Annotated in this window: 20 protein-coding genes; 7 read left to right on the top strand and 13 right to left on the bottom strand. The window is 67.0% G+C overall.

Annotated features, from left to right (window positions below):
* Window positions 1-105: 105 nt before the first annotated feature.
* From NFH66_RS09905 to NFH66_RS09885, 5 genes are all read right to left on the bottom strand, one after another.
* Window positions 106-1,005, bottom strand: a complete 900-nt coding sequence (locus tag NFH66_RS09905) for a hydroxymethylglutaryl-CoA lyase (RefSeq protein ID WP_349610156.1) — start codon at window positions 1,003-1,005, stop codon at window positions 106-108.
* A gap of 4 nt (window positions 1,006-1,009) precedes the next feature.
* The gene (locus NFH66_RS09900; RefSeq protein WP_349610155.1) at window positions 1,010-3,076 is read right to left on the bottom strand and encodes an acetyl/propionyl/methylcrotonyl-CoA carboxylase subunit alpha; all 2,067 of its coding nucleotides are present in this window, start codon (window positions 3,074-3,076) and stop codon (window positions 1,010-1,012) included.
* On the bottom strand, window positions 3,073-3,924 hold the full coding sequence (locus tag NFH66_RS09895; RefSeq protein ID WP_349610154.1) for an enoyl-CoA hydratase-related protein: 852 nt from the start codon (window positions 3,922-3,924) through the stop codon (window positions 3,073-3,075). The genes NFH66_RS09900 and NFH66_RS09895 overlap by 4 nt, the downstream gene beginning before the upstream one ends.
* Before the next feature lie 133 nt (window positions 3,925-4,057).
* Window positions 4,058-5,665, bottom strand: a complete 1,608-nt coding sequence (locus NFH66_RS09890) for a carboxyl transferase domain-containing protein (RefSeq protein ID WP_349610153.1) — start codon at window positions 5,663-5,665, stop codon at window positions 4,058-4,060.
* Window positions 5,666-5,818: 153 nt separating this feature from the next.
* Window positions 5,819-6,988 carry an isovaleryl-CoA dehydrogenase gene (locus tag NFH66_RS09885; protein ID WP_349610152.1) on the bottom strand — a complete coding sequence of 390 codons (1,170 nt, stop codon included), beginning with the start codon at window positions 6,986-6,988 and terminating at the stop codon, window positions 5,819-5,821.
* 262 nt (window positions 6,989-7,250) lie between these two features.
* Between NFH66_RS09885 and NFH66_RS09880 the strand changes: the two genes are divergently transcribed.
* The 6 genes from NFH66_RS09880 (at window position 7,251) to NFH66_RS09855 (ending at window position 12,075) form a co-directional block, all read left to right on the top strand.
* Entirely contained in the window at window positions 7,251-7,487 is a 237-nt protein-coding gene (locus NFH66_RS09880) for a type 2 periplasmic-binding domain-containing protein (protein ID WP_349610151.1), read from the top strand.
* 110 nt (window positions 7,488-7,597) lie between these two features.
* Window positions 7,598-7,894: a LysR substrate-binding domain-containing protein gene (locus NFH66_RS09875; protein WP_349610150.1), complete on the top strand. Its 297-nt coding sequence runs from the start codon at window positions 7,598-7,600 to the stop codon at window positions 7,892-7,894.
* A gap of 122 nt (window positions 7,895-8,016) precedes the next feature.
* Window positions 8,017-9,015 (top strand): Bug family tripartite tricarboxylate transporter substrate binding protein, encoded by a 999-nt coding sequence (locus tag NFH66_RS09870; protein WP_502878648.1) that lies wholly within the window; start codon window positions 8,017-8,019, stop codon window positions 9,013-9,015.
* Window positions 9,016-9,069: 54 nt separating this feature from the next.
* Window positions 9,070-9,525 carry a tripartite tricarboxylate transporter TctB family protein gene (locus NFH66_RS09865; protein WP_349610148.1) on the top strand — a complete coding sequence of 152 codons (456 nt, stop codon included), beginning with the start codon at window positions 9,070-9,072 and terminating at the stop codon, window positions 9,523-9,525.
* 12 nt (window positions 9,526-9,537) lie between these two features.
* Window positions 9,538-11,046 carry a tripartite tricarboxylate transporter permease gene (locus NFH66_RS09860; protein ID WP_349610147.1) on the top strand — a complete coding sequence of 503 codons (1,509 nt, stop codon included), beginning with the start codon at window positions 9,538-9,540 and terminating at the stop codon, window positions 11,044-11,046.
* A 3-nt stretch (window positions 11,047-11,049) separates the two neighbouring features.
* Window positions 11,050-12,075 carry an AbrB family transcriptional regulator gene (locus NFH66_RS09855; RefSeq protein ID WP_349610146.1) on the top strand — a complete coding sequence of 342 codons (1,026 nt, stop codon included), beginning with the start codon at window positions 11,050-11,052 and terminating at the stop codon, window positions 12,073-12,075.
* On the opposite strand, the gene NFH66_RS09850 is transcribed toward NFH66_RS09855, so the two are convergent.
* The 5 genes from NFH66_RS09850 to NFH66_RS09830 all read right to left on the bottom strand — a co-directional run bounded on the left by NFH66_RS09850 (window position 12,014) and on the right by NFH66_RS09830 (window position 16,592).
* Window positions 12,014-13,420, bottom strand: coding sequence for a sensor histidine kinase (locus NFH66_RS09850; protein WP_349610145.1), 1,407 nt, complete (start codon window positions 13,418-13,420; stop codon window positions 12,014-12,016). The genes NFH66_RS09855 and NFH66_RS09850 overlap by 62 nt on opposite strands.
* Complete coding sequence (locus tag NFH66_RS09845; RefSeq protein ID WP_349610144.1) at window positions 13,417-14,091, bottom strand: response regulator transcription factor; 675 nt, start codon at window positions 14,089-14,091, stop codon at window positions 13,417-13,419. Before NFH66_RS09845 ends, NFH66_RS09850 begins: the two co-directional genes overlap by 4 nt.
* Window positions 14,092-14,261: 170 nt before the next feature.
* Window positions 14,262-15,107, bottom strand: coding sequence for an ABC transporter substrate-binding protein (locus NFH66_RS09840; RefSeq protein WP_502878647.1), 846 nt, complete (start codon window positions 15,105-15,107; stop codon window positions 14,262-14,264).
* Between the two features lie 58 nt (window positions 15,108-15,165).
* Window positions 15,166-15,891 carry an ATP-binding cassette domain-containing protein gene (locus NFH66_RS09835; protein ID WP_349610143.1) on the bottom strand — a complete coding sequence of 242 codons (726 nt, stop codon included), beginning with the start codon at window positions 15,889-15,891 and terminating at the stop codon, window positions 15,166-15,168.
* Window positions 15,888-16,592 carry an ABC transporter permease gene (locus NFH66_RS09830; protein ID WP_349610142.1) on the bottom strand — a complete coding sequence of 235 codons (705 nt, stop codon included), beginning with the start codon at window positions 16,590-16,592 and terminating at the stop codon, window positions 15,888-15,890. Before NFH66_RS09830 ends, NFH66_RS09835 begins: the two co-directional genes overlap by 4 nt.
* A gap of 195 nt (window positions 16,593-16,787) precedes the next feature.
* Here NFH66_RS09830 and NFH66_RS09825 point away from each other — a divergent pair, with 195 nt between their 5' ends.
* A complete protein-coding gene (locus NFH66_RS09825; protein WP_349610141.1) occupies window positions 16,788-17,675 on the top strand; it encodes a substrate-binding domain-containing protein in 888 nt (295 codons plus the stop codon).
* A 16-nt stretch (window positions 17,676-17,691) separates the two neighbouring features.
* Here the strand turns inward: NFH66_RS09825 and NFH66_RS09820 are convergent, their stop codons facing one another.
* Genes NFH66_RS09820 through NFH66_RS09810 form a run of 3 tightly spaced genes read right to left on the bottom strand, consistent with a single transcriptional unit; the run spans window position 17,692 to window position 20,186 of the window.
* Window positions 17,692-17,817, bottom strand: coding sequence for a hypothetical protein (locus NFH66_RS09820; protein ID WP_349610140.1), 126 nt, complete (start codon window positions 17,815-17,817; stop codon window positions 17,692-17,694).
* Entirely contained in the window at window positions 17,814-19,022 is a 1,209-nt protein-coding gene (locus NFH66_RS09815; RefSeq protein WP_349610139.1) for an MFS transporter, read from the bottom strand. Before NFH66_RS09815 ends, NFH66_RS09820 begins: the two co-directional genes overlap by 4 nt.
* Window positions 19,023-19,082: 60 nt before the next feature.
* Window positions 19,083-20,186 carry a pyridoxal phosphate-dependent aminotransferase gene (locus NFH66_RS09810; protein ID WP_349610138.1) on the bottom strand — a complete coding sequence of 368 codons (1,104 nt, stop codon included), beginning with the start codon at window positions 20,184-20,186 and terminating at the stop codon, window positions 19,083-19,085.
* Between the last annotated feature and the right edge of the window lie 160 nt (window positions 20,187-20,346).

Raw genomic sequence — 20,346 nt, 5'->3', positions numbered from 1 at the left:
TTTTACGCTGCGCTCCAAAATTGCCGGTGAGCGCGGCGTTAAACTGCCCAAAAAAAGCCCCGAGTCAGTCTCCTGGCTCGGGGCTTTTGCGTGCTGCCGTTGCGATTACCTGGTGGCGAGCGCCACGCCCACCTTAGAGCGGTTGGGCCGGCCGATGGTCTGGGTGATCCAGGTGCCGGTGTCGGCGAGCTTATCGAGGTCGATGCCGGTCTCGATGCCGAGGCCATTGAGCAGGTAGAGCACGTCCTCGCTCGCTACGTTGCCGGAGGCGCCCTTAGCGTAGGGGCAGCCGCCGAGGCCGGCGACGGAGCTGTCCACCACGCTGATGCCTTCCTCCAGCACCGCGTAGAGATTGGCCAGCGCCTGGCCGTAGGTGTCGTGGAAGTGGGCGGCGAGCTTGTCCATGGGCACGTCGCGGCTCACCGCCTCGATCATGCGCTTGGCCTTGAGCGGGGTGCCGGTGCCGATGGTGTCGCCGAGCGAGATCTCGTAGCAGCCCATCTCGTACAGCGCCTTGGAGACCTCGGCCACCTTGGCGGGGGCTATCTCACCCTCGTAGGGGCAGCCCAGCACCGTGGAGACGTAGCCGCGCACCCGCACGCCGGCGGCCTTGGCGCGCTCCAGCACCGGCTCGAAGCGGGCCAGGGACTCAGCCACGGAGCAGTTGATGTTCTTCTGCGAGAAGGCCTCGGAGGCGGCGCCGAACACGGCGACTTCCTCGACGCCGCACTCCAGGGCCGCTTCCAGCCCCTTGAGGTTGGGGGTCAGCGCCGCATAGGTGACGCCGTTACGCCGTGTGAGCCCGGTCATCACCTCGCGGTGGTCGGCCATCTGTGGCACCCACTTGGGCGAGACGAAGCTGGCCGCCTCGATGTAGGAGAGACCGGCCGCGCCCAGGCGATCGATCAGCTCCAGCTTGGTGGTGGTGGCGATCGGCTCGGGTTCGTTCTGCAGGCCGTCGCGGGGGCCGACCTCGACCAGGCGAACCTGTTTCGGGAATGCCATCGTCTTACTCCTCCGCGGCGAATTCGAGCAGCACGTCGCCCTGGCCCACGGTGTCGCCGGCGGCGAAGTGGAAGCTCTCCACGTGGCCATCGGCGGGGGCGGCCATGGTGTGCTCCATCTTCATGGCTTCCATCACCATCAGCGGCATGCCTTTCTCCACCTTCTTGCCCGGCTCCACCAGCAGCGCCACCACGGTGCCGTGCATGGGCGCGGTGAGGGTGGATTCCGCCTCGTGCTGGCCGTGGTCGATGGCGTCGATGCGGCGCCAGAAGAGGCGGGTCTCGCCGCTCGGGTCGGCCATTACCACCACGCCGTTGTCGCCCAGGCGGGCCTGCAGGCGACGGCGGTGGCCGTCCAGGGTGACGGCCACGGCATCGCCTGCCAGGTGCTGCAGGCGGGCGGTGAGGGTGGTGTCGCCGATGGTCAGGTGCCAGGGGGCGGTGACGGTCTCCCGGGTGCCTTCCACGATCACCACGTCCTCGGCATCCGGCGCCTGGGCGCGGGTGAGGTCGTGGCCAGTGGCGCACAGGGCCAGGCGGATGGTGTGGGGGGCGTTGAGCCGGAAGCCGTCGTGGCGGTCCCAGGGGGAGTCGCTCTCGCACTCCCGGGAGAGCTGCTTGAGGCCGATCAGCGCCGCGGCGGCATGGGCCTCGGTGGTGATCTCGCGCGGCGCGAAGAGGCTCTCCTCGTGCTTCTCGATGAAGCGGGTGTCGAGCTCGCAGCCCTTGAACGCGGGGTGGGTGGCCAGCCGCTGCAGGAAGGCGCGGTTGGTGACCACGCCCTGCACGTCCAGTGCCGCCAGCGCGCGGTTGAGGGTGGCGAGAGCCTGGTCACGGTCGGCACCATGCACGATCAGCTTGGCGAGCATGGGGTCGTAGTGCATGGAGACCACGTCACCGCTCTCCACGCCGCTGTCCAGGCGCACCTTGTCGCGGCCCTTCTCAAAAGAAAGAAGGCCGGCGCCTTCCAGGTCCAGGGCGAAGCGCGTCAGGGTGCCGGTGGCGGGCAGGAAGTCCTGCTCCGGGTCCTCGGCGTAGAGGCGCGCCTCGAAGCTGTGGCCGGTGATGGTCAGCTCGTCCTGGGCCAGCGGCAGCCGCTCGCCCATGGCCACCCGCAGCTGCCACTCCACCAGGTCCTGGCCGGTGATCATCTCGGTGACTGGGTGCTCCACCTGCAGGCGGGTGTTCATCTCCATGAAGTAGAACGACCCATCGGCATCCAGCAGGAACTCCACGGTGCCGGCACCCACGTAGCCGATCTCGCGGGCGGCGCGCACCGCGGCCTCGCCCATCTCGCGGCGCAGTTCGGCGGTCATGCCCGGGGCCGGGGCCTCCTCCAGCACCTTCTGGTGGCGGCGCTGCACGGAGCAGTCGCGCTCGAAGAGGTAGACGCCGTTGCCGTGGCTGTCGCAGAACACCTGGACCTCGACGTGGCGCGGCTGGGTCAGGTACTTCTCGATCAGCATGCGCTGGTCGCCGAAGGCGGCCTGGGATTCGCGGCGGCAGCCATCCAGGGCGGCCTGGAAGCCATCGCTGGACTCGACCACGCGCATGCCCTTGCCACCGCCGCCGGCGCTGGCCTTGAGCAGCACCGGGTAGCCGATCTTGTCGGCCTCGGCCTTGAGCAGGGCGTCGTCCTGGTCGTCGCCGTGGTAGCCCGGCACCAGGGGAACGCCGGCGTCATGCATGCGCGCCTTGGCGGCGGACTTGTCGCCCATGGCGGCGATGGCCGAGGCGGGGGGGCCGACGAAGGTGATGCCGGCCTTCTCCAGGGCGTCCACGAAGGGGCCGTTCTCGGAGAGGAAGCCGTAGCCGGGGTGGATGGCGCCGGCGCCGGTGCGCTTGGCCGCCTCGATCACCGCTTCCACCTTGAGGTAGCTGTCGCGAGCGGCGGCTGGGCCCAGGCGCACGGCCTCGTCGGCCTCGCGCACATGGCGGACGTTGGCGTCGGCATCCGAGTAGACGGCCACGGTACGCAGGCCCATGGCGCGTGCGGTGCGCATCACCCGGCAGGCGATCTCGCCGCGGTTGGCGACCAGCAGGGTGTCGAACTTGTTCAGATCGGTAGTCATGAGCGGGGCTCCGCGGCCTTGTTTTCTGCGACACGGTTGTCGCTTTCGTTTGTCCAGGCGGGGCGGCGCTTCTCGAAGAAGCTGGCCAGGCCCTCCTGGCCCTCGGCGCTGACGCGCAGCTCGCTGATCACCCGGCAGGTATGCTCGCGGGTGGCCTTGCTGTCGGGCTCCCTGGCCACCTCGGCGAGCAGTGCCTTGGTGGCGCGCTGGGCCTGGGGCGAGCCGGCCAGAAGGGTGTCGAGCATCGCCTCCACGCGGGTGTCGAGCTCGTCATGGGCGGAGAGGCGGTGCGCCAGACCCAGGGCCAGGGCGGTGGGGGCGTCCATCACCTCGGCGGTCAGCGCGTAGCGACGCATCTGGCGCTCGCCCAGGGCGCGCTGCACATAGGGGCTGATCACCGCCGGCGACAGGCCGATCTTGACCTCGGAGAGGCAGAACTTCGCCTTCTCGGAGGCGACGACGATGTCACAGCAGGCGGCCAGGCCCACGGCGCCGCCGAAGGCTGCCCCCTGCACGCGGCAGAGGGTGGGGCAGGGCAGGGTGTCGAGCCCGTACATCAGTGCTGCGAGCTTGCGCGAATCGGCCAGGTTGCCATCGAAATCATAGTCGACCATGCGCTTCATCCAGCCGAGGTCCGCCCCGGCGGAGAAGCTCTTGCCCTCGGAGCCGAGCACCACGGCGCGGATCTCGCCGTGATGGGCGGCCTCGTGGAGGCGCTCCAGGTGGGCGTTGAGCTCACTAATGAGGCTGTCGTCGAAGGCGTTATGGACCTCGGGGCGGACCAGGGTCAGCCAGGCCACGCCGCGCTGGTCGACGTCCAATCGTGAGTAGGAGGGAGTAGCTGACATCTCAGACCTCTTTTCAGTAGCTGTAAGCTATAAGCTGCGAGCTGTAGGAAACCCCTGAACACCGCACCGGAAATCGTTCACGGGTGCCTATGGCTTACGGCCTACAGCTTACGGCTCCACGCGGAGCGTGGGTCTACATCCGGAACACGCCGAATTTCGTTTCCTCGACCTCGGCGTTCATCGCGGCAGCGAGCGACAGGCCCAGTACGTCGCGGGTCTGGGCCGGGTCGATGACGCCGTCATCCCACAGTCGCGCACTGGCGTAGTAGGGGTGGCCCTGGTGCTCGTACTGCTCGCGGGTGGGCGCCTTGAAGGCCTCTTCTTCCTCCTTCGTCCACTCGGCACCCTCGCGCTCGATCTGCTCGCGCTTGACCTGGGCCAGCACGCCGGCGGCCTGCTCGCCGCCCATTACCGAGATCCGCGCATTGGGCCACATGAACAGCAGGTTGGGGTCGTAGGCGCGGCCGCACATGCCGTAGTTGCCGGCGCCGAAGCTGCCGCCGATCAGCACGGTGAACTTGGGCACGCGGGCGCAGGCCACCGCGGTGACCAGCTTGGCGCCGTGCTTGGCGATGCCCTCATGCTCGTACTTCGAGCCCACCATGAAGCCGGTGATGTTCTGCAGGAAAATCAGCGGGATCTTGCGCTGGGCACACAGCTCGATGAAGTGGGCGCCCTTGACGGCGCTCTCCGAGAACAGCACGCCGTTGTTGGCGACGATGCCCACCGGGTAGCCGTGGATATGGGCGAAGCCGGTGACCAGGGTGTCGCCGTAGTAGCGCTTGAACTCGTCGAAGTCGGAGTCGTCGACGATGCGCGCGATCACCTCGCGCACGTCATAGGGCTTCTTGAGGTCGGTACCGACGATGCCGTAGAGCTCGCTGGGGTCGAGACGCGGGGGCTTGGGCTCCTGCATCTTGAGCTGGCCGCGCTTCTGCCAATTGAGGCGTGACACGCTGGCGCGGCAGAGCTGCAGGGCGTGGGCGTCGTTCTCGGCATAGTGGTCGGCCACGCCGCTCTTCTTGGCGTGAACGTCGGCACCGCCCAGGTCCTCGGCGCTGATGCTCTCGCCGGTGGCGGCCTTCACCAGCGGCGGGCCGCCCAGGAAGATGGTGCCCTGCTCGCGGACGATGATCGACTCGTCGGCCATGGCCGGCACATAGGCGCCGCCGGCGGTGCACGAGCCCATTACCACGGCGATCTGCGGGATGCCCTCGGCGGAGAGGGTGGCCTGGTTGTAGAAGATGCGGCCGAAGTGGTCGCGGTCCGGGAAGACCTCGTCCTGGCGGGGCAGGAAGGCGCCACCGGAGTCGACCAGGTAGATGCACGGCAGGCGGTGCTTGCGGGCGATCTCCTGGGCGCGGATGTGCTTCTTCACGGTGAGCGGGAAGTAGGTGCCGCCCTTGACGGTGGCGTCGTTGGCGACGATCACGCACTCCACGCCGGAGACGCGGCCGATGCCGGTGATCACGCCGGCGGCGGGCACCGCGGAGTCGTAGACCTCATGGGCGGCCAGCGCCGAGAACTCCAGGAAGGGGGAGCCCTCGTCGATCAGGTGGTCGATGCGGTCGCGCACGAACAGCTTGCCACGGCTCTCGTGGCGGGCGCGGGCCTTGTCGCCGCCGCCCTGGGCGATGGCGGCGGTGAGCTCGCGCAGCTGCATCACCTCGTCGCGCATCGCCGCCTCGTTGGCCTGGAAGCCATCGCTACGCGGATTGATCTGGGATTGCAGGATGCTCATAGCGAATCCTTGAATTGTGATATGCCAACACAGGGTACCGGTGGTGGTGTAGGAGGGCAGCTCCGCTGCGCGACAGGTGCCTTGGGGCTTGCCGTGGGAGGCCTGCGGCCTCCGGTCGCGATGCGAAGCATCCCTCCTACATAAGCCGGTGGCTCAGGCAGATTCGTTGAACAGCTCGCGGCCGATCAGCATGCGGCGGATCTCGCTGGTGCCGGCGCCGATCTCGTAGAGTTTGGCGTCGCGCAGCAGGCGGCCGGTGGGGTACTCGTTGATATAGCCGTTGCCGCCGAGCAGTTGGATGGCGTCCAGCGCCACCTGGGTGGCCTTCTCGGCGCAGTAGAGGATGACCCCGGCGGCATCCTTGCGCGATGTCTGGCCGCGGTCGCAGCCGGCGGCCACCGCATAGAGATAGGCACGGCAGGCGTTCAGGGTGGTGTACATGTCCGCCACCTTGCCCTGCACCAGCTGGAACTCGCCGATCGACTGGCCGAACTGCTTGCGCTCGTGGATGTAGGGCACCACGATGTCCATGGCCGCCTGCATGATGCCGATGGGGCCGGCGGCGAGCACGGTGCGCTCGTAATCGAGACCGCTCATCAGCACGCGTACACCGCGGCCTACCTCGCCGAGCACATTCTCTTCCGGCACTTCGCAGTCCTGGAACACCAGTTCACAGGTGTTGGAGCCGCGCATGCCGAGCTTGTCGAGCTTCTGGGCGGTGGAGAAACCGGGCATGCCCTTCTCGATGATGAAGGCGGTGATGCCCTTGGAGCCGGCCTCGGGATCGGTCTTGGCGTAGACCACCAGCACGTCGGCATCGGGGCCGTTGGTGATCCACATCTTGTTGCCGTTGAGGACGTACTTGTCACCCGCCTTGCGCGCGCGCAGCTTCATGGAGACCACGTCGGAACCGGCACCCGGCTCGGACATGGCGAGTGCCCCGATATGCTCGCCGCTCATCAGCTTGGGCAGGTACTTGGCCTTCTGCTCGGCGTTGGCGTTGATCTTGAGCTGGTTGACGCAGAGGTTGGAGTGGGCGCCGTAGGAGAGGCCCACGGAGGCGCTGGCCCGGGAGATCTCCTCCAGGGCGATGCAGTGGGCGAGATAGCCCATGCCGGTGCCGCCGTCCTCTTCCGGCACGGTGATGCCGAGCAGCCCCATGTCGCCAAACTTCTGCCACAGGTCGTTGGGGAACTCGTTCTTCTCGTCGATCTCGGCGGCGCGCGGGGCGATCTCGTCGCGAGCGAAGGCGTTGACCTGCTCGCGCAGCATGTTGAGTTCTTCGTCGAGGCCGAAGTCGAGGGGCTTGAAGGGCGTGTGCATGGGCGGAGCTCCCGTTCTTGTCAGACATACTGGTCAGGGCCGTGGCGCCTGCCGCCAGGGGCGAAGCGGGCACGCACAGCGGTCCGGGTCAGGCGTTGAACCGTGATGGGTAAAGACTAGGTCAGGTTTACGTTAACGTAAAGTGCATCTAGCGCGGTGTTCGACGAATGTCGAGTCGGAGGGCGATGGGTGGGAGGGAGCAGCAGGGCGATAACGGCAGCGGGGGCGGTTCTCCATTGCTCTGGTCAATACCGTCCAGTACATGCTGCCGCGGCTGCTCGGCCCCTACAGCCAGGCCTTCCCCGAGCTGGACATCACCGTGCATTTCGGCAGCCGCCGCCAGATGCTCACCCGCTTCGAGCGTCAGGAGGATGACCACTACGTCTTCAGCTATCCCTCGTCGCTGCCCATGCTCTGGCCGGGCGCTTCCTGCGCAACCCGCTGGTGGCGGTGGTCCCGCTGGGCCATCCCCTGGCCGGATGCGAGCGCATCGTCATGAATGAGCGGCTGGGGGAGGACATTCTGCTGCGCGAGCTGGGCTCGGCCACCCACATGCTGTTCGATAGCTGGCTCTAGGAGCAGGAGCTGAGCCTAGGCCCGACCCTGCAGATGGTCAGCAACGAGGCGATCCGAGTAGGCATGGCGGCCGGGCTAAGGCTCGCCGTGCTCTCCGAGCACATGTTGCCGCCGGAGCGCCTGGATCTGGTGACCCTGCCGGTGACGGGGCTGCCCATCGAGAGCCACTGGCAGTTCATCGTGCGCCGCGACCGGCGGCTCTCCCATTCGGCCCTGGGCTTCCTGCGTATTGCCGAGGGGCATCTGGGCAAGTACGTGGAGGCGCGTTTCCTGTGCACTGAGCTGGCCGGGCTGATCGAAGGCCTGGCAGCGGACAAAAGGGCACCCTGAGCGCTTTTAGACATTGGTCGAAGATGGGCGCCATGCAAGCTTGGTGACAGCTTGACACACTAGAGTCGGTGCCAACGGGGCAGTGCTCCGTCAAACATCCAATAAATGAGGAACCATACGCCATGTTCGACTGCTTCCTTCCCAAGACCCTCGTGGCCGGTGTTGCGTCCGCAATGCTAGCTTCCTTGGCCATGACTACTTCGGTGGCCGCCGATGATTACCCGGATCGTCCCATCGATCTGGTGGTGGGCTTCGGTACCGGGGGCAGCGCCGATCGTATGGCCCGCGCCATGTCCACCTACATTGCCGAAGAGCTCGGCGTGCCCGTACGGGTCACCAATCGCCCCGGTGCCGGTACCCAGGTTTCGGCGAACTATATCCTGTCGCGTCCGGACGATGGCTATACCGTCTTTGCTTCCACTTTCGCTCCCTATCTGAGCAATACCATCCTCACTGGAGGCGCCCAGTACGACATCGAGGACTTCTCCTTCGTCAACTTCCAGTGGTTCGACCTGGACCTGATCGCTGCCAACAAGGACAGCGGCTACGAGGACCTGCCCTCCCTCTTGGAGGCTATCCGTGACAACCCCGGCCAGATTCGCGGCTCGGTGGTGCAGGGTTCCGCCGGACATTTGATGGTACGCATGCTGCTGGACGAGGCGGGGATTCCCCAGGAGAACCTCAACCTGGTGACCTACAACAGCGGCGGCGAGGCGCGCTCCGCGGTGGCCGGCGGCCAGGTGCACTTCACCTCCATCAGCGCCCAGGGCAGCGAAGGGATCCGCGAGTTCCTGACTCCGCTGGCCATCGTCAGCGACGAGCGTATCGATCAGTGGGACGTCCCCACGATCAATGAGGCGCTGGCGCCCATGGACATGGAGGTGACGGTGCTGCAGGGCTCCATGCGTGGCTTTGCGGTAACCGCCGAGACCGAGCGCCAGTATCCGGCACGCTTCGAGACCCTCTCCGAGGCAATCCAGAACGCTCTGGCTCGCAAGGAGGTCCAGGAGCATCTGGAAGCCGGCGATATCGGTGGGGTCTGGGTTGGTCCCGAGCGCTCCAACGAATTGATGCGTACCAACTACGAGGTCTTCGAAGCCTACGCTGACCTGCTCAACTGATCATTCCGTGTGATGCATCCCCGCGGTCCCGCCGGGGATGCCTGGAGTTCTCTCATGTCAGTCAACAAACGCGACTATGGGGACCTGCTGGTCCTCGTGGCCCTGGCCGGTTTTACCCTCTGGTATCTGCTGGATGCCATTCGGGTCTCCTCGGCCGTACAGAACCTGCTGTTGATCCTGCCTCTCTCCTTCGTGGTGCTGGCTATCGTGGTCCTGGAAGTAGGGATGCGCCTCAAGCGTGGCACTCTGCTCGTCCGCGAGGAGAGCGAGGGTGAGCCACTGCACCGTACCCTGCCGGTGGTAGGCCTGTTTGCTGCCTATGTGATCTCCCTCGAGACCCTGGGATTTGACGTTGCCACGGTGCTCTTTATTGCCGCCTTCCTGGTGCTCAAGGGCGAGCGTCACTGGCTACTGCTGGGCGGTTATAGCCTGGCTTTTGGCTTCGGCGTGGCCTTCTTCTTCGCGCAGATGCTGCCCTATCCCATGCATATGCTGATTCTTCAGGGCTGAGGGGGTCATACCATGATTGATTTCGTTGCCGTAGAGCAGGGACTGGCCCTGCTGTTAACAAGTTTTTCCCCCTGGATGGTGGTGATACCCGGGATTGTTCTCGGGCTGATCTTCGGTGCCACGCCCGGGCTGCAAATCTCCATGGCCATGGCGATCTTCCTGCCCATGACGCTTTACATGGATTTCGTCCAGGCGATGCTGTTCCTGACGGCCATCTTCACCGGTGGGTCCTTCGGGAGTGGCATCCCGGCGATCCTGATGAATATTCCCGGCACCTCCTCGGCCATCGCCACCGCCTTCGATGGCTACCCCATGGCGCGCCAGGGAAAGCACAACCAGGCGCTGGGTATCGCCCTGGTGTCGTCCGTGCTCGGTACTCTGATGGGCTACCTGATTCTCTTCGTGATGATCCAGCCACTGTCACTGATGGTGCTCAAGCTGGGGCCTGCGGAGATGTTCGTGGTCATCCTGTGGGGAATGACGCTGATCGCCAGCCTGAAGGGGGAGCAGGTGCTGAAGGGCCTGATGGCAGGTTTTGTCGGCCTGCTGATCGGTACCATCGGCTTCAACGAACTGGGCATGGCACGGGGTACCATGGGGCAGACCTACCTACTCGATGGAGTACCGGTGATTCCGGCCATGATGGGCATGTTCGCGGCATCGGAGCTGTTCAAGCTAGCCAACAAGGACTTTATCGTTGAATCCAAGGCCTCTCGCAAGGTCAAGGTCTCGGAAATCTTTGAGGGCTTCAAGATGGCCGTTCGCTACCCCTGGGTGATGATCCGTGGCGGCCTAATCGGGGTCTTTGTTGGTGCAGTGCCCGGGGTCGGTTCCTCGGTCTCCAACCTGCTCTCGTATGTGGAGACCCAGCGCCGCGACGAGGATCCGGACTCCTTCGGCAAGGGCAACCCCAAGGGCGTGGTAGCCTCGGAGTCGGCCAACAGCACCTCGGAGGCGGGCTCCATGGCCACTCTGCTGGCCCTGGGCATTCCCGGTGGCGGGGCCACGGCGGTGATGCTGGCGGCCTTCGCCATGCATAACATCACTGGCGGCCCGCAGTTTATTCGCCAGCAGACCGACGTGGTCTACGCCATCATCTTCGCCAACTTCGCCCAGGTGTTCTTGCTGCTGGTCATCGGGCTGCTGTTTATCCCGCTACTGGCCAATATCATTAAGGTGCCGATGCGCTACCTGATTCCCTCGGTGCTGGTGTTGGCGGTGATGGGCTCCTTCGGCCTCACCGGCAACATGACCGGGCCGGTGACGGTGCTGGTGTTCGCGGTGGTCGGCTGGATCTTCCGCCACTATGGCTATTCGGTGCCGGCGGCGGTGATCGGAATGCTGCTGGGGGCCATGGCGGAGAAATCCCTGCTGCACTCCTACCAGATCAGCGGTGGTGACCTGGGCTATGTGCTGGAGCGCCCGGTGACCCTGCTGATCCTAGCGCTGTTGCTGGCGTCGCTGTTCGGCAAGCGGTTGCTGGGTCTGTTCCGGGGATGCAAAAAATCCGCCGGTGCCTAAACCATGGTCAAGCGCAGCCAGCTGACCCTGCTGATCGGCGGCCTGGGGGGCGGCCTCGCTAGCCTGGCCGCCTTGCCTCTGGCCTGGATGCTGGGGCCGCTGTTCCTTGTGCTGGCGGCCTCCCTGGTCGGGGGGAAGGTGGGGATCGACCCGCGGCTGCATCGCGGTGCCATCGCCATGCTCGGCCTGTTTATTGGTAACCGTATCGAACTGGGCGAACTGTCGCACCTGCTGGAGTGGTATCCCAGCGTGCTGGCCATGCTCGGTTATATGGGGCTGATGCTGCTGGGCGGGCGCTGGTTCTTCGCGCGAAGTGGCATGAGCCGGCTCAGCGCACTGTTCTGTGCCTTCCCGGGTAGTATGAACGGTGCCATTATCCTCGCCGACCGCCTCGGCGCCGACGTGCGTTGGATTGCTATTACCCACGCCATCCGCTTGGTGATGGTGGTGGCCTCCGCCGCCCTGCTGGCCAACCACCTCGCCGGCGGGGCGGTCTTGGGGGAGGACAACGCCCTGCACTGGGGGGATCTCTACTTGTTGGCGTTGGCTCCGGCCTGCGCCTGGCTGGGCCGGCTGCTGCGTCTGCCAATCCCCGAGTTCCTGGGACCCATCGCCGTGGGCGCGGCCATGGCCAGCCTCGGCCATGGGATCGTGCTGCCGGATCTGCTGCTGATCCTGGCCTTCCTGGTTCTGGGCAGCTCAGTGGGGGCGCGTTTCTCGGACACCGGCTGGTCACGGCTGCTTCGGGTGGGGCGCTACGGGCTGGGGTTCGGCACCTATGCGGTGTTGATGGCCCTTGGCACTGCCTGGGGGGTGGCGAGCCTAACGGACTTGCCCTTCGCAGCGGTGCTGCTGGCGCTGTTGCCCGGTGGTGTCGGCGAGATGGCGGTGATCGCCGTGGCGTTGGAGATCAACCCGGTCTATGTGGTCTCCCACCATGTGCTGCGTCTGCTGCTGTTGATCCTGCTTACCCCGCCGCTGATCGCCCTGGCGCGCCGACGTCGCGCCGTGGAGAAAAAACGACACTGACGGTTAGTCCCTGGCCCGGAGGGCTGGCGAAGTCGAGGTGGGCGCCATGGGCGCGGGCCACCTCGTCGACGATGGCCAGGCCCAGGCCGCTGCCGGGGGTCGCCGGGCTGGCGCGGTAGAAGCGCTCGGTGAGCCGCGACAGGTCGTCGGCAGCCACCCCCACTCCATCGTCGGCGACGCTTAGCGCCGGCGCCCCGTCCCGCTGGAAGACGCGCACCCGAATGGTGCCCCGATAGGGGGCCGTGCCGCCGGCATGCTGGCTGGCATTCTCGATCAGGTTCTGCACTAACCAGCGCAGCCGCACCGGGTCACCGAGCACCTTGCCAGTCTCTTTCTCGATGAATTCCAGCTCCTGGTGGCCGCGCTGGTAGATGCGCGAGGCCGCCTCGGCACAGGCCTCCCGGCATACTTCGTCGAGGGCCAGTGGTTCCAGGGCCCGAGTGTCCACCAGCTCGTGGCGGGTCTTGGCCAGGGTCAGCAGTTGCTGCACCGTGTAGCCGGCCTCCTCGGCGATGCGCTCGATCTCCTCCAGGGGGCGGCGCAGTGCCGGGTCCTCGCAGCGACGCGCGGTGACCTCGGCCAGGGCACGAATCTCCGAGACCGGAGTGCGCAGCTGGTGGGAGACATCCGCATTGAACTGCTGGGTGTTGCGGATGCTCTGGCGCATCCGCGCCATCAGGCCGTTGATGCTGGCGACCAGGGTGGTGATTTCTCGCGGCACCCGGGTCTCGATGGGGTCCAGGTCATTGGGGGAGCGCTGGCGGAGGGCGCGGCTGACGGTGCGCAGCGGTGCCAGGCCCCGGTGGATCGCCAACAGGGCGATGGTCACGGCGAGCAGGCCGCCCACGGCGGTCAACGCCGAGAGGGTCAGCAGGAACTCGTTGATCAGGCTCTCGCGGGCCTCGGTGGATTCGGCGACGATCACCTCGATGCGGCTACTCCGGGTGGCGCGGACCACCGGCAAGTTGAGGGCCACGGCGCGCAGCTCGTTGCCGGCGTAGCGGGTATCGTAGAAGACCGGTGTGGTGGCGCTGTCCGGAGGGCTCGCCAGGCCCTCGAAGCCGGCCAGCATGGTGCCGGCATCGTCGCGGATGCGGTAGAAAATCTTGCCCTCGCCGCGGCTGCCCAGGGTGCTGATGCTGAAGTAGTGCATATTGATGCGCAGCTCCCCATCCACCGAATGGATGCGCCGCTCCACCCGCTCGGCGGCATTGAGCAGCATGGCATCGAAGGTCTCGTTGATCTGACGCGAAAGCACCACCTGGCTCGAGACCAGGGTCAGGATGCCCACCAGAGTGAAGGGCAGGCCGATCCACAGCAGCAGACGGGCGCGAATCGAGGTCATGGATGGGGGGCGCCGGCGTCGAGGAGGTAGCCGAGGCCGCGCACGGTGCGCAACTGGGCGGCGTTGCCGATCTTCTTGCGCAGCCGGGAGATATAGGTCTCTACGGCGCTGTGGGTGACCGCATCGTCCAGGTCGGAGAGGCGGTCGATAATCTGGTTCTTGCTGACCAGACGCCCTTGGTTGATCAGCAGGTATTCCAGCACCTCCCGCTCGCGGCGATGCAGCGCCACGGCCTCGCCGTCGACCAGTACCGTGGGGCTGCCCTGGGGCAGTTCCAGCCCGCCGCACTGCAGGCTGTTCTCGCCAAACTGCTTGGCGCGACGCACCAGGGCCTTGGCCCGGGCCACCACCTCCTCCAGCGAGAAGGGCTTGCCCAGGTAGTCGTCGGCCCCTTCCTCCAGGCCCAGCACTCGTTGGTCGATATCGTCCCGCGCTGAGATGATCAGCACCGGCGTCTTGTCCTGGCGGGCGCGCAGTCGGCGCAGAACATGGATACCATCCAGATTGGGCAGCCCCAGGTCGAGAAGGATCAGATCGAAGGAGAGATGGCGCAGCCACTGCTCCGCCGCCTGACCGTCATCGCAGGTCTCCACCTGGAAGCCCGCCTCGCTGAGGAAGGTGGCGATGGAGGAGGCGAGATTGGCGTTGTCTTCGACTACCAGCGCTTTCACTTGCTAACTCATGTCCGGCGTTGTTGTTAATGCAGTATATCGTGGTGCACTGGCCGTGTATTGCCGATGGCCTTCTTCGATGCCCCGGGACGCCTCCAGCGGGAGGCCCTTTGGTCCAAAAAAAGGGGCGGCCCGAAGACCGCCCCAAGTGAGGAGAGAGGTGGTAAGGGTTATTCGGCGTTGGGAAAGAACAGCTGCTGGCCGTTGACGGTGAAGTCGCCAATGGCCTGCTGGCCCTCCTCGGAGAGCAGCCACTGGTGCCATTGCCCGGCCAGGTCATGCTTGAGGTGGGGGTGGCGCTCTGCGGAGATCAGGATGCTGCCGTACTGGTTGAACAGCGTCTCGTCGCCCTCGAACAGCAGCTCGAGGTCCTGCGGGTTCTCGAAGGCGACCCAGGTGGCGCGGTCGCTCATCACGTAGGCGTCCATGCCGGCGGCGGTGTTGAGGGTTGGCCCCATGCCGCTGCCGAGCTCGCGGTACCACTCGCCACCGGGCTCGACGCCGGCGGCCTCCCACAGGCGCAGCTCGGCGCGGTTGGTGCCGCTGTCGTCGCCGCGCGAGGCGAAGGGTGCTTCGGCCTCGGCGATCAGCTGTAGCGCCTGGCTCACGGTCTCGGCATCCGCGATACCGGCGGGGTCGCCGTTCGGGCCGATGAGCACGAAGTCGTTGTACATCACGTCGGCGCGCTCGCTGCCGTAGCCCTCTGCGACGAAGGTCTCTTCGCCGGCGGTGTCGTGAACCAGCAGGCTGTCCGCGTCGCCGCGGCGGGCGATCTCGAAGGCCTGCCCGGTGCCCACGGCCACCACGCGCACCTCGATGCCGGTCTTGTCGGTGAACTGCGGGATGATGGCGTCGAACAGGCCGGAGTTCTCGGTGGAGGTGGTGGAGGCCAGGGTGATGTATTGCTCACCATCCTCATTCTCGTTGCCCTGGGCGTGGGCCTGGGCCTGGGCGGCCATCGAGAGTCCCAGGATGCCGATGGCGGTCAATGTGATGCGTGCCTTCTTGTATTGCATGGTCGCTTCCTTGTTGGGCGGGGAGTTGGGTTGCGGGTGGGGGGAGCGGACGCCGGGCCTAGAGCACCAGCTCTCCGCGGATGAAGGCCCTCGCCTGTACCGAGGTGGGGGCCGTGAAGAAGGTGTCGGCGTCGGTGTGCTCGATCAGTTGCCCCGCGTTGAGGAACAGCACCTCATCGGCCAGCCGGCGCGCCTGGTGCAGGTCGTGGCTGCTCATCAGGATGCGGGTGCCGCGACGGTGGAACTCCTGCACGGCATCCTCCACCGCCTTGATGGCGGCGGGGTCCAGCGCAGACGTGGGTTCGTCGAGGAATAGCACCTCGGGGTCGAGCAGCCAGGCGCGAGCCAGGGCCAGGCGCTGCTGTTCGCCGCCGGAGAGCACTCGCGCCGGGCGCTTCTCCAGGGCGGCCAGGCCGAAACGCTCCAGCGCCTGCCGGGCGTGCGCCTTGCGTCCAGGGCGCGGTGCTCCGTTCACCGCCAGGGCGTAGGTGAGGTTGGCCAGCGCCGAGCGCTTGAGCAGCACCGGGCGCTGGAAGACCATCGCCTGGCGTGGGGGGCGCCCCTGCCAGGCGACCCGGCCCGCCGAGGGGGCGAGCAGGCCGTGGGCCAGGCGCATCAGCAGGCTCTTGCCGGCGCCGTTGGGGCCCATCACCAGGGTGCGGCGGCAGCCGCTGAGGCGCAGGTCAACGGGGCCCAGCAGGCGCTGGCCGCGGAGGGTGAAGGCAACCCCCTGCATCTCCAGCGTCGGTGAGTCGGTGAGCGGGAGGCGCATCATGTCATTCATCCCAGCCGTCTCCTCGCTGTCTCGCCCACCAGGTAGGCGCCGGCATTGACCAGCGTTACCAGACCCAGCAGCACGATGCCCAGCCCCAGCGCCAGGGGCAGGTCGCCCTTGCTGGTCTCCAGCACGATGGCGGTGGTCATCATCCGGGTGACGCCGTCGATGTTGCCCCCCACGATCATCACCGCCCCCACCTCGGCGCTGGCGCGTCCGAAGCCGGCGAGTATCACCGTGACCAGCCCTAGCCGAGCATCCCACAGCAGGGTGGGGATCATGCGCAGCCGCGACAATCCCAGGGAGGTCAGCTGCTCGCGATACTCCTGGTGCAGCTCTTCCACCTGCTGGCGGGCGAGGGCGGCGATGATCGGCAACACCAGCACCAGTTGGGCCACCACCATGGCAGTGGGGGTGAACAGCAGCCCCAGTTCGCCCAGCGGGCCGGCTCGTGAGAGCAGCAGGTAGACGCACAGGCCCGCCACTACCGGTGGCAGACCCATCAGCGCATTCAGCGACACCACCAGGGCGCCGTGGCCGGGAAAGCGCCATAGCGCCAGCGCCGCACCCAACGGCAGACCGATCAGGGTGGCGAGCGCCACGGCGGTCAGCGATACCCGCAGCGACAGGGTCACGATCTCCAGCAGATCGGTGTCGAGTCCGAGGATAAGGTCGAGAGCGGTGGCGAAGGCGCCGGGGTCGCTGGGCATGCAGTTCTCCTCTGATTGACTGGCATCTTGTGCGTTCGGGTTCCAATATGCATGCAGTGCGGTAATCAGAACAGCCATAAGCATCCATATGCAGGGGGCAGGGCGCGCATGGCCATGCCCCTGCGCGAGAAGGGCCGAGAAGGGCCGAGAGGGGCCGGGGTGCTATCCGCTGCGACCCCAAGGGAGGAGACGCCGATGGAGGCGAGAGCCACTTACCTGACCACCGCCGAGGTGGCCGACCACCTTCGCCTCAAGGAGCGCAAGGTCTACGACCTGGTGCGGCAGGGGGCGATCCCCTGTGTGCGGGTCACCGGCAAGCTGCTGTTTCCGCGCCACAGCATCGACCTGTGGCTGATGAGCCACCTGGAGGGGGACCAGGCCACGGCGCGCCCGGTGCCGGTGGTGCTGGCCGGCAGCCAGGACCCCCTGCTGGAGTGGGCGGTGCGGGAGAGCGGCTCCCAGTTGGCACTGCTCTGCCAGGGCAGCGGCGATGGCGTGCGGCGGCTGGTGGAGGGGCAGGCAATGCTGGCCGGGTTGCACCTGCTGGATGCGGCGAGCGGTGGCTACAACCGACCGGAGGCCCTGGGGATGGGCGGGATGCGCGATCTGGTGATGGTGCGCTGGGCGACCCGACACCAGGGCTTGCTGCTGGCGCCGGGCAACCCGCTGGGGATTCGACGCCTGGCCGACCTGGCGCGTCCCGAGGTGCGCATCGCCCACCGTCAGCCGGACGCCGGAGCCGGGCGCCTGCTGAGTTGGCTGCTGGAACAGGCGGGGATGGAGGCCTCGCATCTGCAGCTTGCCGAGCACCCTTCGCTCTCGGAGGATGATCTCGCCCTGGCGGTGCGCCAGGGAGAAGCGGATGCGGGGCTCGGGGTGGAGGCGGCGGCGCGGCGCCAGGGGCTGACCTTTCTACCACTGCACCGAGAGCACTTTGACTTGGCGATGCGCCGGCGCAGTTACTTCGAAGCGCCGGTTCAGCGGCTGCTGGCGTTCGCGCAGGAGCCGCGCTTCGTCGAACGCGCCGAGGCGCTGGGCGGCTACGCGATTGGCGAGCTGGGCAGGGTGGTCTACAACGCCTGATCGAGGCGGGTGGCGTTCAGCACAGTCGGCTGCCGAGCAGCAGCAGGGCACCGTCCAGTTGGTGCCAGCCCCACCACACCAGGCTCAGCGCCACGATGATGATGGCCGCCACGGCCAGTCGCCATGCCAGTCGCCAACTCATGCTTCCACCTCCTGGCGCAGTCCGCGCTGCACCGGCGCCTCGTCAATCCACCAGTGCAGGGCGGCAGCCATCACGCCAAGCAGGATGGCCAGCTTCCAGACCACCTCATAGTCACCCTGCAGGTCATAGAGGAAGCCACCCAGCCAGACCCCCATGAAGGAGCCGAGCTGATGGAACAGGAAGACGATCCCGCCAAGCATGGAGAGGTGCTGGACGCCGAATACCGAGGCGACGATGCCGTTGGTCAGCGGCACCGTGGAGAGCCACAGCAGGCCCATGGCGATGCCGAACAGGTAGGTGGTCGTGGGGCTCAGGGGGGCCATCAGGAAGAGGGTGATGATCACCGCCCGGGTCAGGTAGATCCCGCTCAGCAGGCGCGGCTTCGAGAATCGGCCGCCCAGCCAGCCGGCGACGTAGGTGCCGAAGATATTGAACAGCCCGATCAGCGCCAGCACGGTACTGCCTACCTGGACCGCGATGCCGTTGTCGTAGAGGTAGCCGGGCAGGTGCACGCCGATGAACACCACCTGAAAGCCACACACGAAGAAGCCCATGCAGAGCAGCCAGAAGCCGCGATGGCCGGCGGCCTCGTCGAGCGCCTCGCGCAGGGGCAGGTCACCGGCGGCGGCAGCGGCCGGACGGTCGCGCAGCAGGGCCCCCAGCGGCAGCATCAGCGCGCCGATGGCACCCATGGCCAGCAGCGCGGCTGACCAGCCCAGCCACTCCAGCAGCCCCAGGGTGCCGGGCAGCATGGCGAACTGGCCGAAGGAGCCCGCGGCGCTGACGATGCCCATGGCCATGCTGCGCTTCTCCGGCGCCACGGCGCGCCCCACCGCACCCAGCACCACCGAGAAGGTGGTGCCGGAGAGGCCCAGCCCGATCAATACCCCGGCAGAGAGCGTCATGCCCAGCGCCGAGTCGGAGAGCCCCATGCAAAGCAGGCCCAAGGTATAGAGGGCGCCGCCCACCACTACCACGCGTGCGGCGCCGAAGCGGTCGGCCAGGGCGCCGGCGAAGGGCTGCGCGAGACCCCACAGCAGGTTCTGGATGGCCAGGGCGAAGGCGAAGACGCCCCGGCCCCAGCCCAGTTCGCTGCTCATGGGCTCCAGAAACAGCCCGAAGCCGTGACGCAGGCCCATGGCCAGGGTCACCACCAGGCTGCCGAAGAGGATGATCAGTAGGGAGTGGCGGCGCAGGGCATCCATGGGCTCGTCCAATCTTTGCAGGCTAAGGGACGTTACTATGGCGTCTCGCACCGCACTTGGCTAGCGCTGGAGCGCGGCTTCCAGGGTAGCCAGCCGGCCGGGTGCCAGGGCATCCTCCACCGCGGTGATGCGCAGCACATGGCCCAGCGCCTGGTCGGCGGGGCGGGCGATCAGCTTGCCCTCGTCGAGAAGTGACTGGTGTACCCTGCCGGCCAGTTCGGCGCTGGCCAGGCGAACGCCGACGAAATTGGTGGCGCTGGGCAGCACGTCGGCGCCCAGCCCGCGCAGGTGGGCCGCCAGGCGCTCGCGACGTTCGCGCACCGCGGCCACATGGGCCGCGACCTCGGCCGGGTGGTCCAGCACCGTCTCCGCGGCGGCCTGGCTCAGCGTCGACACCGCATAGTGGATGCGCACCTTCATCATCACCGCCAGGGTCTCCGGCTCGGCGATGGCGTAGCCCACGCGCAGCCCGGCGAGGCCGTGGGCCTTGGAGAGGGTGCGCAGGCGCACCACGCCGGGGAGTACCCGGCGGCCGAATTCGGCGTCGGCGTCCTCGCGGAAGTCGTGGTAGGCCTCGTCGAGCAGCAGCCAGCAGTCAGCCGGGAGTGCTCGCCGCAGCGCCAGCACGTCGTCGTCGCGGTGCAGGTGACCGCCGGGATTGTCGGGATTGGCCAGGTAGACCAGCCGCGCGTCCTCCTCCCTGGCGGAGCGGGCCAGGGCCTCGAGGTCCGGTGCCAGCCGACCGGGCGCCTCGGCGTAGGGGACCTCGATCACCCGGCAGCCATGGCCGCGGGCGAAGTAGCCGAAGGTGGGGTAGGTGCCCCGGGTGGCGATCACCGTATCGCCGGAGGAGGTGACGGCCCGCAGCGTCAGGGCGATCAGGCTGTCGGCGCCGGCGTCCACCAGCATCGCCTCCAGCGGGATGCCCTTCTGGTTCGCCAGGCGCTGGCGAATCCCCAGTGCCTCGGCATCGCCGTAGCTGTAGACATGCTCGGCCATGGCATCCCCGAAGCGCTCGCGCAGGGCGCGATGGGGCATGTCGAGACCCTCGTTGGAGCCCAGCTGATGGGGGATCTCACGCCCCAGGCGCCGCTCCAGCACGCGCACGCCGGGGAAGGGGTTGTGGGGACCGTCGCCGGTCAGATGATCGGGGAAGCGGGGCATGTCGGCCTCCAGTCGTTGATGCCAGCTGGCTGTTTACCCTATCAGGCTTTGGCGAGCAGATGGACCTCGCCGGGCTACCGCAGATGGCAGCCTTGCTCAAGGCTGACCCGGCGACAGGCCTACGAGGGGGCGCTACGAGTACGTCCTTGTAGGCTACCTC

The organism is Halomonas sp. H10-9-1 (assembly GCF_040147005.1).
Lineage (GTDB): Bacteria > Pseudomonadota > Gammaproteobacteria > Pseudomonadales > Halomonadaceae > Halomonas.
This window is presented reverse-complemented; position numbering and strand designations above follow the sequence as displayed.

Coding starts and splice junctions, on each gene's coding strand:
- NFH66_RS09850 (WP_349610145.1), bottom strand. CDS start 13,420: ATGACCTCGATTCGCGCCCGTCTGCTGCTGTGGATCGGCCTGCCCTTC.
- NFH66_RS09900 (WP_349610155.1), bottom strand. CDS start 3,076: ATGACTACCGATCTGAACAAGTTCGACACCCTGCTGGTCGCCAACCGC.
- NFH66_RS09875 (WP_349610150.1), top strand. CDS start 7,598: ATGGTCAGCAACGAGGCGATCCGAGTAGGCATGGCGGCCGGGCTAAGG.
- NFH66_RS09885 (WP_349610152.1), bottom strand. CDS start 6,988: ATGCACACGCCCTTCAAGCCCCTCGACTTCGGCCTCGACGAAGAACTC.
- NFH66_RS09870 (WP_502878648.1), top strand. CDS start 8,017: ATGTTCGACTGCTTCCTTCCCAAGACCCTCGTGGCCGGTGTTGCGTCC.
- NFH66_RS09860 (WP_349610147.1), top strand. CDS start 9,538: ATGATTGATTTCGTTGCCGTAGAGCAGGGACTGGCCCTGCTGTTAACA.
- NFH66_RS09855 (WP_349610146.1), top strand. CDS start 11,050: ATGGTCAAGCGCAGCCAGCTGACCCTGCTGATCGGCGGCCTGGGGGGC.
- NFH66_RS09840 (WP_502878647.1), bottom strand. CDS start 15,107: ATGCAATACAAGAAGGCACGCATCACATTGACCGCCATCGGCATCCTG.
- NFH66_RS09865 (WP_349610148.1), top strand. CDS start 9,070: ATGTCAGTCAACAAACGCGACTATGGGGACCTGCTGGTCCTCGTGGCC.
- NFH66_RS09890 (WP_349610153.1), bottom strand. CDS start 5,665: ATGAGCATCCTGCAATCCCAGATCAATCCGCGTAGCGATGGCTTCCAG.
- NFH66_RS09895 (WP_349610154.1), bottom strand. CDS start 3,924: ATGTCAGCTACTCCCTCCTACTCACGATTGGACGTCGACCAGCGCGGC.
- NFH66_RS09820 (WP_349610140.1), bottom strand. CDS start 17,817: ATGAGTTGGCGACTGGCATGGCGACTGGCCGTGGCGGCCATCATCATC.
- NFH66_RS09835 (WP_349610143.1), bottom strand. CDS start 15,891: ATGAATGACATGATGCGCCTCCCGCTCACCGACTCACCGACGCTGGAG.
- NFH66_RS09880 (WP_349610151.1), top strand. CDS start 7,251: ATGCTGCCGCGGCTGCTCGGCCCCTACAGCCAGGCCTTCCCCGAGCTG.
- NFH66_RS09815 (WP_349610139.1), bottom strand. CDS start 19,022: ATGGATGCCCTGCGCCGCCACTCCCTACTGATCATCCTCTTCGGCAGC.
- NFH66_RS09830 (WP_349610142.1), bottom strand. CDS start 16,592: ATGCCCAGCGACCCCGGCGCCTTCGCCACCGCTCTCGACCTTATCCTC.
- NFH66_RS09905 (WP_349610156.1), bottom strand. CDS start 1,005: ATGGCATTCCCGAAACAGGTTCGCCTGGTCGAGGTCGGCCCCCGCGAC.
- NFH66_RS09825 (WP_349610141.1), top strand. CDS start 16,788: ATGGAGGCGAGAGCCACTTACCTGACCACCGCCGAGGTGGCCGACCAC.
- NFH66_RS09810 (WP_349610138.1), bottom strand. CDS start 20,186: ATGCCCCGCTTCCCCGATCATCTGACCGGCGACGGTCCCCACAACCCC.